Origin of the sequence: Martelella radicis (assembly GCF_014196625.1) — a bacterium.
Taxonomy (GTDB): Bacteria; Pseudomonadota; Alphaproteobacteria; order Rhizobiales; family Rhizobiaceae; genus Martelella; species Martelella radicis.
On record NZ_JACIDZ010000013.1, the window covers coordinates 158,338 to 172,178 of the forward strand.

General features: G+C 60.1%; 11 protein-coding genes. 7 read left to right on the plus strand and 4 right to left on the minus strand.

From position 1 onward, the window contains the following. Nucleotides 1-24: 24 nt before the first annotated feature. The 3 genes from GGR30_RS17955 to GGR30_RS17965 are packed head-to-tail and all read left to right on the plus strand — an operon-like array spanning nucleotide 25 to nucleotide 2,444. Nucleotides 25-903 carry a type IV secretory system conjugative DNA transfer family protein gene (locus tag GGR30_RS17955; RefSeq protein ID WP_183489072.1) on the plus strand — a complete coding sequence of 293 codons (879 nt, stop codon included), beginning with the start codon at nucleotides 25-27 and terminating at the stop codon, nucleotides 901-903. Beyond that, nucleotides 864-2,111 (plus strand): type IV pilus twitching motility protein PilT, encoded by a 1,248-nt coding sequence (locus GGR30_RS17960; protein WP_246414013.1) that lies wholly within the window; start codon nucleotides 864-866, stop codon nucleotides 2,109-2,111. Before GGR30_RS17955 ends, GGR30_RS17960 begins: the two co-directional genes overlap by 40 nt. A 27-nt stretch (nucleotides 2,112-2,138) precedes the next feature. Next, the gene (locus tag GGR30_RS17965; protein ID WP_183489076.1) at nucleotides 2,139-2,444 is read left to right on the plus strand and encodes a hypothetical protein; all 306 of its coding nucleotides are present in this window, start codon (nucleotides 2,139-2,141) and stop codon (nucleotides 2,442-2,444) included. Between the two features lie 146 nt (nucleotides 2,445-2,590). Here GGR30_RS17965 and GGR30_RS17970 read toward each other — a convergent pair whose 3' ends face one another. Together GGR30_RS17970 and GGR30_RS17975 are read right to left on the minus strand one after the other, a co-directional pair. Continuing rightward, complete coding sequence (locus GGR30_RS17970; RefSeq protein WP_343066519.1) at nucleotides 2,591-3,205, minus strand: GNAT family N-acetyltransferase; 615 nt, start codon at nucleotides 3,203-3,205, stop codon at nucleotides 2,591-2,593. 75 nt (nucleotides 3,206-3,280) lie between these two features. After that, nucleotides 3,281-3,730: an RrF2 family transcriptional regulator gene (locus GGR30_RS17975; RefSeq protein ID WP_183489079.1), complete on the minus strand. Its 450-nt coding sequence runs from the start codon at nucleotides 3,728-3,730 to the stop codon at nucleotides 3,281-3,283. Between the two features lie 134 nt (nucleotides 3,731-3,864). On the opposite strand from GGR30_RS17975, the gene GGR30_RS17980 reads away from it, so the two are divergent. Further along, nucleotides 3,865-4,554, plus strand: coding sequence for an NnrU family protein (locus GGR30_RS17980; RefSeq protein ID WP_183489082.1), 690 nt, complete (start codon nucleotides 3,865-3,867; stop codon nucleotides 4,552-4,554). A gap of 24 nt (nucleotides 4,555-4,578) precedes the next feature. Here GGR30_RS17980 and GGR30_RS17985 read toward each other — a convergent pair whose 3' ends face one another. After that, complete coding sequence (locus GGR30_RS17985) at nucleotides 4,579-5,763, minus strand: NnrS family protein (protein WP_210288104.1); 1,185 nt, start codon at nucleotides 5,761-5,763, stop codon at nucleotides 4,579-4,581. 152 nt (nucleotides 5,764-5,915) lie between these two features. Continuing rightward, the gene (locus GGR30_RS17990) at nucleotides 5,916-6,617 is read right to left on the minus strand and encodes a cyclic nucleotide-binding domain-containing protein (RefSeq protein ID WP_183489088.1); all 702 of its coding nucleotides are present in this window, start codon (nucleotides 6,615-6,617) and stop codon (nucleotides 5,916-5,918) included. 242 nt (nucleotides 6,618-6,859) lie between these two features. Between GGR30_RS17990 and GGR30_RS17995 the strand changes: the two genes are divergently transcribed. The 3 genes from GGR30_RS17995 to GGR30_RS18005 form a co-directional block, all read left to right on the plus strand. Beyond that, nucleotides 6,860-9,535, plus strand: coding sequence for a nitrate/nitrite transporter (locus GGR30_RS17995; protein WP_183489091.1), 2,676 nt, complete (start codon nucleotides 6,860-6,862; stop codon nucleotides 9,533-9,535). A 24-nt stretch (nucleotides 9,536-9,559) separates the two neighbouring features. Beyond that, on the plus strand, nucleotides 9,560-13,303 hold the full coding sequence (locus GGR30_RS18000) for a nitrate reductase subunit alpha (RefSeq protein ID WP_183489094.1): 3,744 nt from the start codon (nucleotides 9,560-9,562) through the stop codon (nucleotides 13,301-13,303). Then, nucleotides 13,300-13,841, plus strand: a 542-nt coding sequence (locus tag GGR30_RS18005) for a nitrate reductase subunit beta (RefSeq protein WP_484502660.1), incomplete at its 3' end; no start/stop codon positions are given. The genes GGR30_RS18000 and GGR30_RS18005, both read left to right, overlap by 4 nt.

Here is a 13,841-nt window from a genome sequence, read left to right on the forward strand (position 1 = left end):
CTTTTTCATCGTCGCAACCGTGCCATGGCGCTGACAGGTTTTCTTATGGCCGCGCTTTTGTCTTCATGCACAACCATGAAGGACGAAACCCCGGAACCGCCGCCCATCCCGCAGCTCGGCGGCCCTGACGACCTCACCAATCCGAGATATGCGCCGTTGTCTTACAAGCAGTTTGCTTCCCGGGCCAAACGCGGAAAGCTTGGCGGGACCGAGGTTGAGGAGCAGCGCTATTCGGTCCTTCGGGACGCTGCCCTTGCCTATGGGGCACAAGCAGGATTTGAGCGGCGCAGCTGGGAGATCATGAACGATCTGGAGCGTGAATCGGTCAAGCTCTCTGAAACCTTCAATTTCAACCGGGTCGCGTTCAAGGCGCCGCGGGAAACAGGCTACGTGTTGCCGCCGGTGATCACCCGCGCCACGGCAGCGATCAATGTCACCGACAACGGCCGCAAGAGCGTCGCCGCCGACGAATACTACCGCATCGAGGAGCCCGGCCGACTGGTCGCCATTCTGCCGACCTGGCGCGACTATCTTGTGCTCCCGCTCGATACGCCGCGTGAGCCTGACGATCGCCTGTTGCCCAAGGATGACGATGAAACGAAGATCTGGTCGCAATATCTCGATGAGGGCTGGGCGCAGGGCGTGCAGCAGGCCGACGCTGCTTTGCAGGAAAACATGAACCTGTTGCGGCGCGACTACCTCGGCATGGTCGAGTATCGCAAGGCGTTGGAAGCCGGCCTTATTACCAACCTCGTGCTGAAGTCGAGCGAGACGCGCGCGGCCGGTGATGTCGACGAGCTCTATATCGGGGAGCGCCGTGTGGAGATCGACGATGCCGCCCGGTTCGTCAAGAACCCTGCCCGATGGAAGCCGATCCAGAGACGTTTTCAGGTGGCCAAGTAATGCCGGCGGTTGATCTCTCGAATTTGACGGAAGACGCCTATGACCCAAGGGAACCCTATGCCCGTGTCCTGACCCATGAGCCGTTGCGTTTTGACGGCGACATGGACCCGTTTCAACAGTTGCTGGTCGGGGCCTCCATCAAAGGGGCGTCGGACATCCGGATACAGACCGACAGTCGTATCCGGATCAAGATGCACGGCACGCAGCATTTTGCGACGGCAAAGCCCCTGAACGCCTCCGAGGTTTTGAGTATCCTGAGCCATATGTGGCGGTCGGAAGATGCCTTCAGCATTCTGCGTCAAGGGCGGCCGCTGGACTTTTCGTTCGAGGTGCCGATCGATCGCCACCGACGTCAGCGTTTCCGCGTGAACGCCAAGGGCGTGATGAAAGGTGCCGGCGACGGCATTTCCATGACGATGCGGCCGCTGCCGACAAAAACCCCCACCATCGATGATGTTGGCCTGGACCGCGAGGTCCGCCCACACATGTCGCCCCAGCATGGCATCGTCGTTGTCGCCGGCGCGACGGGTCAGGGAAAGTCCACGACACTTGCCGGGATCACGCGATTTCATCTTGAAAACACGACCGATCCGAAAGCGATCGTCGATCTGCAGGCGCCAATCGAGTTCACATATTCCGACGTGCTGACCGATCACAGCGACTGCGCATCCTCCATCGAGCAGTCGGAAATCGGCGAAGGGCGCAACCTGCCATCTTTCGGCGACGGGGTGTGGGCGGCACTGCGCTGCGCGCCTGATATTATTTCGTTGGGCGAGGCCCGCGACAAAGCTTCCCTCGAGGGATGCCTTGAGGCCAGTCTGACCGGCCACTTGGTTTACACCACCACGCATGCCGGATCGGTTGCGGAAGGCTTGCGACGAATGGTCGTGAACTTTCCGGCCGAAGACCGCGATGCGCGCGCATTCGACCTGATCACGTCGCTCCAGCTCTTCGTCGTTCAGCACCTGGTCCGCACCAGCGACCATCGCGGCCGCGTGCCGCTGCGCGAGTATCTGCTGTTTGATGACTATGTGCGCGATCAGTTTGTTTCTGTCCCTATCGGCGACTGGCCCAAGGTTGTGAGCCGTCTGATGCAGGAGCCGGCCGACCGCGTTCTTGCACGCTCCATGCATGATGCGGCCCAGCAGAAAGTTGATGAGGGCAAGGTTTCGTATGACGACGTCAGGCGATTGCTGCCGCGCCATTAGTGGCTGATGATCACGAAGGAGGAAGACATGAAAATTCCCAGGTACCTTCGCCCAGTCAAGGACCAGAAGAGCTATGAGGCCGGCGTCGGAGAACGTGCTGTTCGAAAGCTTGTCTATTGGCCAATCATCTTGCTTCTCTGCTTGCCGGCCGCAGCCGTGATGGCAGCCGTTGCTCTCTCCTTCGGCCTGTTGTTCCTGAAATTCCTGAACATAATTGAGACTGCAATTGCAGATCACGACTGGCTCATGTTGTTTTTGATCGCTCTCGCTGCCATGGCTATCCTGTCGCTATGGAAGCTCGCCTACGTGATTCATCGGTATTTCATTCTTTAATTAGCATTTGCAGAATGGTGAATGGTCCTAACTCCTTTGTGCCGGGTCCGTAATTTGGCCTGCTTTGGGAATGACCACGACGGGTGAAAAAAGGACTGCGGCTTGCTCTTGCCTGCGATTACGCTGAAGCAGCCGTCGCGGGTGCTTTAATGTCGATCCCATTCATGCCGCAGAATAGCGTACTGCATGGTGTTTTCGTAGATTGGATTTCCGGCGCTGTCGTTTTGGAACGTCACATATTCCAAGAATAGGCCTTCCACTCGCATGCCAAGCTTTTCGCAGAGCCGCCGCGACGAGGCGTTGTGATCTTCAACATACGCGTAGATGCGCCTTGTACTTTGATGAATGAACAACTCGGCAAACAAGGCCTCTGCCGCCTCTAAAGCATAGCCCTTGCCACTGAACAGTGGATTGAAATTCCAGCCCACTGAAACAGTATCAGGTTGTTGAGGTTTCTCTGGATCGTCAGGCCAGGCAGGATCTGGATGGATGAACAGGTCGCCAATGAGCTGACCTGATTCCTTCAGGCAAACGGCGACATACTCGTCGTCGCCAGCGCGTTTCAGAACCTCCCTTTCGGCTGCCGCCAGATCAGCAAGTTTTAGCGAGAAAAAGCAACTCGCAACAGGCTCGCGCAGATATGCGAACAAGGTCTCCGCATCACCCACACGGAAATTTCTGATGCTCAGACGGTCAGTTTGGATCGTTTTCAACGGCTCAATTCCCTGCGTTCCAGACTTATAGAAAACCAAAGATGCCATCGCGCGTTTCTTTGATCGCTATTCTTCCCCGGCATTCGGGGCCGCACGATCTTCTTGCTTTTTTGCCGCTCGGCCTCATGAGGTAAATGGGCGGTCGGGGGATGGAGGTGCCGGCCCGAATGCCTGAGGCGAAAGCACGATATCGGCAAGGGTATAGTGATCGAAGACAGACAGGAAGGATGTGAGTGCTTCGTTCAGTATCGCCGGCAGTTTGCAGCTTTTCGTGACGAGACACGCATTTCCGGTCGCGAAGCACTCGACAAGCGCAAAATCCGCCTCTGTTGTGCGAATGATCGCGCCGAGATTGATTTTCTCGGGCGGAAGCGCCAGACGGAAGCCGCCGGAGCGACCGCGAATACTGATCAGGTACCCGTTCCTGGTGAGCGCATTCACGACCTTCATCAGATGTGTCTTCGAGATCGCATAGGCTGCCGACGTCTCCTCGATCGTGATCAGCCTGTCGCCCGCTGACGCTGCATACATCAGAACGCGCAGAGCATAATCGGAAAAGGTTGTCAGACGCATCGGCAAACTCCATGGATGCTGTTTAATGGAATGCAGCCATCAGAGGACATACCGCATCCAACCATTTCCCCTGTAACGGCAATATCATATATCGTAAATGAATCTTATATTTCGCACGGCGACGGGACCGAAACATGGCGAATTTTCTGCTTGCGATCCTTGCTTTTCTGCTGGCCCATGTCATTCCACCGGCGCCGCCCGTGCGGGCACGGCTGATTGCCCTGCTGGGGCGTCCTGTCTACCTCTTCACCTATTCTTTTCTGTCGATCGTGTTTCTGGTCTGGATCATCGCCGCGGGCCGATCTGCGCCGTTGATTTACCTCTGGTATCCCGCGCCCTGGCAGGCCCTTATTCCGTTGGTCGCGATGCCGTTCGCGTTCTGGTTTATCGTCGTGGGGTTGGCGGTGCAAAACCGGGTTTCGATCACGTTTCGGCGCGCTGGGGAGGCGGGCTCACAAGGGCCGATAACCGCAATAACCCGCCACCCCGTGCTTGTCGGCTTCCTGCTTTGGTCGCTCGCGCACATTCCGCCAAATGGTGATGTTGTTTCGCTGATCCTCTTTGGCGGCATGGGGCTTCTGGCGCTTGCGGGAATCCCGGTACTCGACCGCCGGGCGCGGCGCCGGCTCAGCGATGCCGAATGGGCGGCAGTCCGCGCGCAAACGTCCATCGTGCCTTTTCTGGCAATCCTTGAAGGGCGCGCGCACCTGCGTTCGGAAAGAAACTTCTGGCTTTGGACAGGCCTTGGGCTGGCCTTCTATGTCTGGTTTCTGTTTCAGGGTCACCGCCTGCTGATCGGCGTTGACCCGCTGACCTGGTTCTAACCGATTTCGATCTGCTGCCGCCGCTCAATTGCGCGGGCTAAACAGCATGGGCCCGTAAACCACGCAGAACCCGGCAAAGGCGAGAACCCAGGCCAGTCCGGCAAGGGGCATCAGCGAGAATGTCCAGCCCGGATTGAAGGCGGCTAGAATGCGCAGAACCAGTGCGATCATGATGGCCAGATAGATTGCCACGGTTGCCGGTGGAGCGGTCAGCGCATGGCCTGTATGGCCGCGGCTGGCGCGGGTCATGATGGCAAGCGTCATGCCGCCGATTGCGCCCACGGTCCAGCAGTGCACGGCAGCACTTTCAGCACCTGCATGGCCTGCGAGCGCTGCATAGCCGGCTAACACAAAGCCCAGACTGACCGGCAGAAATGCTAGGTGCAGAATGAAGGCCAGCGGCTCGGCAAGGGTTTTCAGCGGGCGCCAGCGCCATTGCCGCACCAGGTTGAGGATGCCGATGGTCATCAGCAGGATGCCCAAAACCTGCTCTTCGAGCGCATAGGCTGGAAGCACGACCCAGGCGCAAAGACCTGCAGCGCTTATGACCATCACAAACCGGTCGAACTGACCGAAAGAAGGCGGAAGAACCGGATAGTCCCGTTTCTTGAGCCAGTTCCGTGTGAAGCTCGGGACAACCCGACCGCCGATGATCTGGATCAGCATGATGACCAGTGCAATAGCGGCGCGTTCGCCATAGATCGACGTGCCGTAGCGGATGTTCTCATAATAGAACAGAAGCTGCGTGGCGGTGAGCAGCGACAGAACCACGATAAGCTTCAGGTTCCGCCAATTGCGGCCCGCCAAAATTTCCCGCGTTAGAAATCCGATCAGCGCCAGCGGAAGTGCCAAGGCTGCAAGATAGACAAACACAGGGGGGAGCGCTGCCGAAAAAGCGACAACGACGCGCGCTCCGAGCCAGAGACCAAACAGGCCCGCTAGCGGCCAACCAACCACCGGCAGGCGTCCCGTCCAGTTGGGAACGGAGGTCAGAAGAAAGCCTGCGATAATGGCTGGTATATAGCCGAACAGCAATTCGTGGACGTGCCATGAGACAGGCGTGAACATGCTCGGAACCTGGATGAACCCCAGATACCACGGCACCCAGAGCGCGATCAGCAGTGCTGCGTCAAGCGCGCCGAAAAAGAAGAAGGGTCGGAAGCCGTAGCTGAAAATCGCTGGCCCTTGCCATGCGCGTTGTCTTGCCATTGTCGTCATTGTTCATCTCGGAAGTCGTATCGGGCGCGCCCGGATTAAAAGACGCATTTAATATTCATCTTTTAATTTAAGGGTCAACACGATGCCGGACGGGAGGCGAATATGTCGCGCCGGGTCAAGATATGATCGATATCAGAGTGGCGTCAGGTTTTTGGGTCGTCGATCAGTGATGTTGGCTTGGCAAGCGTTTCCAGCGCCTTGATGTCGGTAAGCCGGATGGTCGTGCCATCCACTTCGACGCCGTAGGGTTTCAGCGTGTTGAAGGCGCGCGACAGGTTTTCCGGGGTCATGCCGAGCAGAGAGGCGAGCGTACGCTTGTCGTAGGGCAGTTCGAACGTTCCAGTGCCGTTGCCGAATTCGTGGTCCTGGCGCAGTAGCGTGTTCGCCAGCCGTTCGACGGAACTGCGCAGCTTGAGGCCCTTGTGCTCCTTGATGACATAACGGTAGCTGCCGGCCATCTCCAGCACCATTGCCCTTGCGAAGGCGTCATCGAGCTCGAAGATCGATCGGACGTTTTCCGAAGGGATCAGCAATATTTTCGAACGCGCCCGTGTGCGCGCCGACATCAGATAAACCGCATCCTTCAAGACGGCGGCAAGGATGAAGGCGCTGACCGGATGCACCATCGCCATCGTCGCCTCGCGGCGGTTGGCATTGGCATAAAGCTCGACGCAGCCCTCGATCACCACATAGAGAAAGTCCGCCGGATCACCCTCATGCACCAGATCGAGCTGTGGCGGAAAGGTCTGCAGATAGGCCGCCTGCATCAGCGCCTCGAAATTCTCCTCGCCCATGCTGTTGAACAGGCCGAGCGCCCGCACCTGGGGCAAATCGGATGACCGCATCTCTTTGCCTTGATTTTTTTCGTGTCCTCAATTGATAAATTTAGCAGCAACTGCCGGCATCCGCAACACATCCATTTGACGATGATTTCAGCGCGGGAAGGCAATTTCACACGCAATTCTTGTTTGTCCCGCGTCGCCCGTCAACCTTGACTTAGGTCAACTTCGTGGGGCTGCAAAACCCCCTAGCTCTCAGGCACAATTTCCAATGAGCGGGCTTCCGCTCGAGCCTTAGGGGGCATGTCATGTCTGCAATTGACGGTGTTTCGCGAAGTGATCAGCGCCGGGCGCTCGGTCTCAGCACGGTGGCGTTCACGGTCTGCTTCGCGGTCTGGACGATCTTCGCCATCATCGGGGTCGAGATCAAAAGCGAACTCGGCCTTTCCGAAACCCAGTTCGGCATTCTGGTGGCGACGCCGGTTCTCACCGGCTCGCTGTCGCGGCTGATGCTCGGCATCTGGACCGAGCAGTATGGCGGACGGCTGGTTTTTCCGTTGCAGATGCTGCTGGCCGCGGCGGCGACCTTTCTTCTGACCACCGCCACGACCTATCCGCTGTTTCTGCTGGCCGCCCTCGGCGTCGGTCTCGCCGGCGGCTCCTTTGCCGTTGGCGTCACCTATGTGTCGCACTGGTATCCGCCGGAAAAGCAGGGCACGGCGCTCGGCATTTTCGGCGCCGGCAATGTCGGCGCGGCGGTGACCAAATTCGGCGCGCCCTTTGTCATGGTGGCCTTCGGCTGGCAGGCGGTCGCCAATGTCTGGGCCTTCGCGCTTGCGGCCATTGCCGTCATCTTCTTCGTCTTCTCCAAGCATGATCCGGTGTTCGAGGCCCGTAGGCGTTCCGGCGCGAAGGCGACCACGGTCGCGGCCCAGCTTGCGCCGCTGAAGAACCTGCAGGTCTGGCGTTTCTCGCTCTACTATTTCTTCGTCTTCGGCGCGTTTGTCGCGCTGGCGCTGTGGTTGCCGCATTATCTGGTCGATGTCTATGGCGTCGATATCCGCACCGCGGGCATGGCGGCGGCGGCCTTCTCTCTCTCGGCAAGCCTGTTCCGCGCCTATGGCGGGCATCTGGCCGACCGGTTCGGCGCACGCTCGGTGATGTACTGGACCTTCGGTTTTGCGCTGCTTCTGCTGTTCATGCTGTCCTATCCGCCGACCAGCTACACGATCCATGCCAAGGGCGGTGACATCATCTTCTCGACGGCGATGAGCTTCGGCGCCTTCGTGCTGATGATCTTCTGCCTGGGTTTCTTCATGAGCCTCGGCAAGGCGGCGGTCTACAAGCATATCCCGGTCTATTATCCCGACAATGTCGGTTCGGTCGGTGGCCTTGTCGGCATGATCGGCGGTCTCGGCGGCTTCGTCCTGCCGATCGTCTTCGGCACGCTTTTGGACCTGACCGGCGTCTACACCACCTGCTTTGCCTTCCTGTTCGTGCTGGTGCTCGTCGCCCTGACATGGATGCATCTCTCCATCCGGCAGATGGAGCGCCGCAACCGGGCGGGTGACGACACCCTGCCGGAGCTGCCGGAATTCGAGGGCATGACGCCGAAGACTTCCGCAGCGACGCTCACCGAATGGAACCCGGAAGACAAGACCTTCTGGGAACAGACCGGGCGGAAGATCGCCAAGCGCAATCTCTGGATTTCCATTCCCGCGCTGCTTCTGGCCTTCTCGGTCTGGATGGTGTGGTCGGTCGTGGTCGCGCGGCTTCCGGCAATCGGCTTCGATTTCACTGATGCCCAGCTGTTCTGGCTGGCGGCGCTGCCGGGGCTTTCGGGCGCCACGCTCAGGATCTTCTACTCCTTCATGGTGCCGATCTTCGGCGGGCGGCTGTGGACCACGCTTTCCACCGCCTCGCTGCTTCTGCCGGCCATGGGCATCGGCTATGCCGTGCAGAACCCGGAAACGCCCTATCTCATATTCCTGGTTCTGGCACTTCTGTGCGGTCTCGGCGGCGGCAATTTCGCCTCGTCCATGGCCAATATCAGCTTCTTCTTCCCCAAGGCCGAAAAGGGCAACGCGCTCGCCATGAATGCCGGTCTCGGCAATCTCGGGGTCTCGGTCATGCAGTTCCTGGTGCCGCTCGTCATCACCATGGGCGTTTTCGGCGCGCTCGGCGGCGAACCGCAGGCGCTGTCGGATGGCGGAAGGCTGTGGCTGCAGAATGCCGGCTTCGTCTGGGTGCCGTTCATCATTGCCGCCACAGTTGCCGCCTATTTCGGCATGAACGACATTGCCTCGGCCAAGGCCTCCTTTGCCGATCAGGCCGTGATCTTCTCGCGCTTCCACAACTGGATCATGTGCATTCTCTATACCGGCACATTCGGCTCGTTCATCGGCTATTCGGCGGGTTTCCCGCTCTTGATGAAAACCCAGTTCCCCGAGGTCAATGCGCTCTCCTACGCCTTCCTCGGCCCGCTGGTCGGCGCGCTGAGCCGGGCGGGCACGGGCTGGATTTCCGATCGCTTCGGCGGCGGACGGGTGACCTTCTGGACCTTCGTCGGCATGTTCGTCGCTGTCGTCGGCGTGCTGCAATTCCTGCCGCATGGCGGTGAGGGCGGCAATTTCTGGGCCTTCTTCGCCTGTTTCATGGCGCTGTTCTTCCTCACCGGCGTCGGCAATGCATCGACCTTCCAGATGATCCCGGCAATCATGCGCCGGGAAGTGCCCCGCCTGATGCCGGAACTGGATGCGGGCGCGCTGCAGAAGCAGACGGATCGCGAGAGTGCGGCGATCATCGCCTTCACCTCGGCAATCGCAGCTTACGGCGCATTCTTCATCCCGAAATCCTACGGCACCTCGATCTCGATGACCGGCGGACCGGACATGGCGCTGTGGGGCTTCGGCATCTTCTACGTGCTCTGCGCCCTGCTCACCTTCTTCTACTACACCCGCCGCAACGCGCCGGTGCCCTGCTGATCGCCCGAAACAAAGGAACGGATCATGTCTCTTCTCCTCGACCGCCTCAACTTTCTGGCGCGCAAGAATGTCGGCACATTCTCCGATGGCCACGGCGTGACCACCAATGAAAATCGTGACTGGGAAGACGCCTATCGCAAGCGCTGGCAGCACGACAAGATCGTGCGCTCCACCCATGGGGTGAACTGCACGGGCTCCTGCTCGTGGAAGATCTACGTCAAGGGCGGGATCGTGACCTGGGAAACCCAGCAGACCGACTATCCGCGCACAAGGCCGGATATGCCCAACCACGAGCCGCGCGGCTGTTCGCGTGGCGCCAGCTACAGCTGGTACATGTACTCGGCCAACCGGGTGAAATACCCGCTGATCCGGGCGCGGCTCCTGAAGCTCTGGCGCAAGGAACGCGCCGACAAGAGCCCGGTCGCCGCCTGGAGGGCCATTCAGGACGATCCGGCAAAGCGGGCCGACTATATCAAGGTGCGCGGCCTTGGCGGTTTCGTGCGCGCCACCTGGGACGAGGTCAACGAGCTCATCGCGGCGGCCAACGCCTATACCGCGAAGAGGTGGGGGCCCGACCGCGTCATCGGATTCTCGCCGATCCCGGCGATGTCGATGGTCTCTTACGCGGCCGGGTCCCGCTACCTGTCGCTGCTCGGCGGCACCTGCATGTCGTTTTACGACTGGTATTGCGACCTGCCGCCGGCCTCGCCGATGACATGGGGCGAGCAGACCGACGTACCGGAATCGGCCGACTGGTACAATGCCGGCTTTCTGATGCTCTGGGGCTCCAACGTGCCGCAGACCCGCACGCCGGACGCGCATTTCTACACCGAGGTGCGCTACAAGGGCACAAAGTCGGTGGTCGTGTCGCCGGACTATTCGGAAGCCGCGAAATTCTCAGATCTCTGGCTGCACCCGAAACAGGGCACTGACGCGGCGCTCGCCATGGCGCTCGGCCACGTGATCCTGCGCGAGTACCACCTCGATCGGAAGGTCGGCTATTTCGACGACTACTGTCGCCGTTACACCGACATGCCGATGCTGGTGCGGCTGGTGAAACAGGACGGCCGTTTGGTGCCGGAACGCTTCCTCCGCGCCTCCGATTTCAAGGACGGTCTCGGCGAGAACAACAATCCGGACTGGAAGACGGTCGGCTTCGACGCCAGGACCGGCGAGGTCGTCGCCCCGCGTGGTTCGGCCGGCTATCGCTGGGGCGAAAAGGGCAAGTGGAACCTGGAACAGAAGGATGGCGCGGGCAGCGACATCGATCTGGTCATGAGCCTTGCCGAAAAACATGATGGCGTCGAGGATGTCGCTTTCCCCTATTTCGGCAGCCGGGCCCACGACTATTTCGAAGGCACCGACCATGACGACATTCTGGCGCGCAAGGTGCCGGTTCGCCGTGTGGCGCTCGCAGAGGGCGAGGCGGTGGTCGCCACGGTATTCGACCTGTTCGTCGCCAATTACGGTCTCGACCGCGGCTTCGGCGGTGACAATGTCGCCAGCTCCTTCGATGATGGAACGCCCTATACGCCGGCATGGGCGGAAAAGATCACCGGCGTGCCGCGCGAACAGATCATCGCGACGGCCCGCGCCTTTGCAGGCAACGCGGAGAAGACCAATGGCCGCTCCATGGTCATCCTCGGTGCCGGCCTGAACCACTGGTACCACATGGATATGAACTATCGCGGCATCATCAACATGTTGGTGATGTGCGGCTGTATCGGCCAGTCCGGCGGCGGCTGGAGCCATTATGTCGGCCAGGAAAAACTGCGGCCGCAGACCGGCTGGCTGCCGCTCGCCTTCGGGCTCGACTGGCAGCGCCCGCCGCGCCACATGAACTCGACCTCGTTCTTCTACGCCCATACCGATCAGTGGCGTTACGAGACGGTGAAGGTCGATGAGCTTCTGTCGCCCACCGCGCCGGAAGGCCCGTGGGATGCGACGCTGATCGACTATAATATCCGCGCCGAGCGGATGGGCTGGCTGCCCTCAGCGCCGCAACTGCGGACCAACCCGCTGGAGGTCGCCCGTGCGGCGGAAGCCTCGGGCCAAAAGCCCGCCGTATATATCGCCGATGCGCTGAAATCCGGAACGCTTTCGATGTCCTGCGAGGACCCGGACGCGGAGGAAAACTGGCCACGCAACATGTTTGTCTGGCGCTCCAACCTGCTCGGCTCGTCGGGCAAGGGACACGAGTATTTCCTCAAGCACCTGCTCGGCACATCCCACGGTCTGCTTGGCAAGGATCTCGGCGACGAGGGCCGTCAGGAGGTCCGTGAGGCCGTCTGGCATGACGAAGCGCCGGAAGGAAAGCTCGATCTGCTGGTCACGCTCGACTTCCGCATGTCGACCACCTGCGTCTATTCCGACATCGTGCTGCCGACGGCGACATGGTACGAGAAGAACGACCTCAACACTTCCGACATGCACCCCTTCATCCACCCGCTGACCAGTGCGGCCGATCCGGCCTGGCAGTCGCTCTCGGACTGGGAAATCTTCAAGGGCATCGCAAAGACGTTCTCGGAGGTCGCGCCGGAAGTGCTCGGCGTCGAAAAGGATGTCGTCCTTGTGCCGACCCTGCACGACACCCCCGGCGAACTCGCCCAGCCCTTCGATGTGAAGGACTGGAAAAAGGGCGAAACCGATCCGGTTCCCGGCAAGACCATGCCGACGGTCGCCGTGGTCGAGCGGGATTATCCCAATCTCTACAAGCGCTTCACTTCCGTCGGCCCGCTGCTCGACAAGCTCGGCAATGGCGGCAAGGGGATTTCCTGGAACACCGAGCATGAAGTCGGCCTGCTCGGCAAACTCAACGGTACGGTGACGGAAGAGGGGGCCTCGAAGGGGCGCCCGAAGATCGAAACCGATATCGATGCCACGGAGGTGATCCTGTCGCTTGCGCCGGAAACCAATGGCGAGGTTGCGGTCAAGGCCTGGGAGGCGCTCTCGGCGATTACCGGACGCGACCACACCCATCTCGCCCTTCCGAAAGAGGACGAGAAAATCCGCTTTCGCGACATCGTCGCCCAGCCACGCAAGATCATTTCCTCGCCGACATGGTCGGGGCTGGAATCGGAAAAGGTCTGCTACAACGCCTGCTACACAAACGTCCACGAACTGATCCCGTGGCGCACGCTCTCCGGGCGGCAGCAGCTCTATCAGGACCATCTTTGGATGCGGGCCTTTGGCGAGGCCTTCTGCGTCTACCGTCCGCCGATCGACACCGGAACCGTGACGCCGGCGATCGAGGCGCGCCTCGACGGCCAGCCGCATCTGGTGCTGAACTTCATCACCCCGCACCAGAAATGGGGCATCCATTCCACCTATACCGACAACCTGTTGATGCTGACGCTGAACCGCGGCGGCCCGGTGGTGTGGATTTCCGAACCGGATGCCGCCCGCGCCGGCATCGTCGATAATGACTGGGTCGAGGTCTACAACGCCAATGGCGCGCTGGTCGCCCGCGCGGTGGTCTCGCAGCGCATGAAGGACGGCACGATCTTCATGTACCACGCGCAGGAAAAGATCGTGAACACGCCCGGCTCGCCGCTGACCGGCCAGCGCGGCGGCATTCACAACTCCGTCACCCGCGTGATCCCGAAGCCGACCCACATGATCGGCGGCTATGCCCATCAGGCCTACGGTTTCAACTACTACGGAACCGTCGGGTCCAACCGCGATGAATTCGTCGTCGTCCGCAAGCTCGAAAATGTCGACTGGATGGATGACGCCCCAAGCCTTGCTGGAAAGGAGGCCGCAGAATGAAGGTCCGCGCACAGATCGGCATGGTGTTGAACCTCGATAAATGCATCGGGTGCCACACCTGCTCCGTCACCTGCAAGAACGTCTGGACGAACCGCGAAGGCGTTGAATACGCCTGGTTCAACAACGTCGAGACCAAGCCGGGGATCGGCTTTCCCAAGGAATGGGAAAACCAGAAGAAATGGAATGGCGGTTGGGTCCGAAAGAAGAACGGCCGGATCGAGCCGAGGATGGGCGCCAAATGGCGCATCCTCGCCAAGATCTTCGCCAATCCCGACCTGCCGGAAATCGACGATTATTACGAACCCTTCGATTTCGATTACGGCCATCTTCAGACCGCCGGCGAGAGCAAGACCATGCCGACGGCCCGGCCGCGCTCGAAGCTGACCGGCGAACGCATGGAAAAGATCGAATGGGGGCCGAACTGGGAGGAAATCCTCGGCGGCGAATTCGAGAAGCGCTCCAAGGACGTGAATTTCGAAGGCGTCGAGAAGGAAATCTACGGCCAGTTCGAAAACACCTTCATGATGTATCTGCCGCG

What these genes read in the sequence shown, in the direction of transcription:
- GGR30_RS17975 (WP_183489079.1), bottom strand. Translation starts at nt 3,730, where the DNA reads ATGCGTCTGACAACCTTTTCCGATTATGCTCTGCGCGTTCTGATGTAT.
- GGR30_RS17985 (WP_210288104.1), bottom strand. Translation starts at nt 5,763, where the DNA reads ATGGCAAGACAACGCGCATGGCAAGGGCCAGCGATTTTCAGCTACGGC.
- GGR30_RS17960 (WP_246414013.1), top strand. Translation starts at nt 864, where the DNA reads ATGGAAGCCGATCCAGAGACGTTTTCAGGTGGCCAAGTAATGCCGGCG.
- GGR30_RS18000 (WP_183489094.1), top strand. Translation starts at nt 9,560, where the DNA reads ATGTCTCTTCTCCTCGACCGCCTCAACTTTCTGGCGCGCAAGAATGTC.
- GGR30_RS17990 (WP_183489088.1), bottom strand. Translation starts at nt 6,617, where the DNA reads ATGCGGTCATCCGATTTGCCCCAGGTGCGGGCGCTCGGCCTGTTCAAC.
- GGR30_RS17955 (WP_183489072.1), top strand. Translation starts at nt 25, where the DNA reads ATGGCGCTGACAGGTTTTCTTATGGCCGCGCTTTTGTCTTCATGCACA.
- GGR30_RS17965 (WP_183489076.1), top strand. Translation starts at nt 2,139, where the DNA reads ATGAAAATTCCCAGGTACCTTCGCCCAGTCAAGGACCAGAAGAGCTAT.
- GGR30_RS17980 (WP_183489082.1), top strand. Translation starts at nt 3,865, where the DNA reads ATGGCGAATTTTCTGCTTGCGATCCTTGCTTTTCTGCTGGCCCATGTC.
- GGR30_RS17970 (WP_343066519.1), bottom strand. Translation starts at nt 3,205, where the DNA reads ATGGCATCTTTGGTTTTCTATAAGTCTGGAACGCAGGGAATTGAGCCG.
- GGR30_RS17995 (WP_183489091.1), top strand. Translation starts at nt 6,860, where the DNA reads ATGTCTGCAATTGACGGTGTTTCGCGAAGTGATCAGCGCCGGGCGCTC.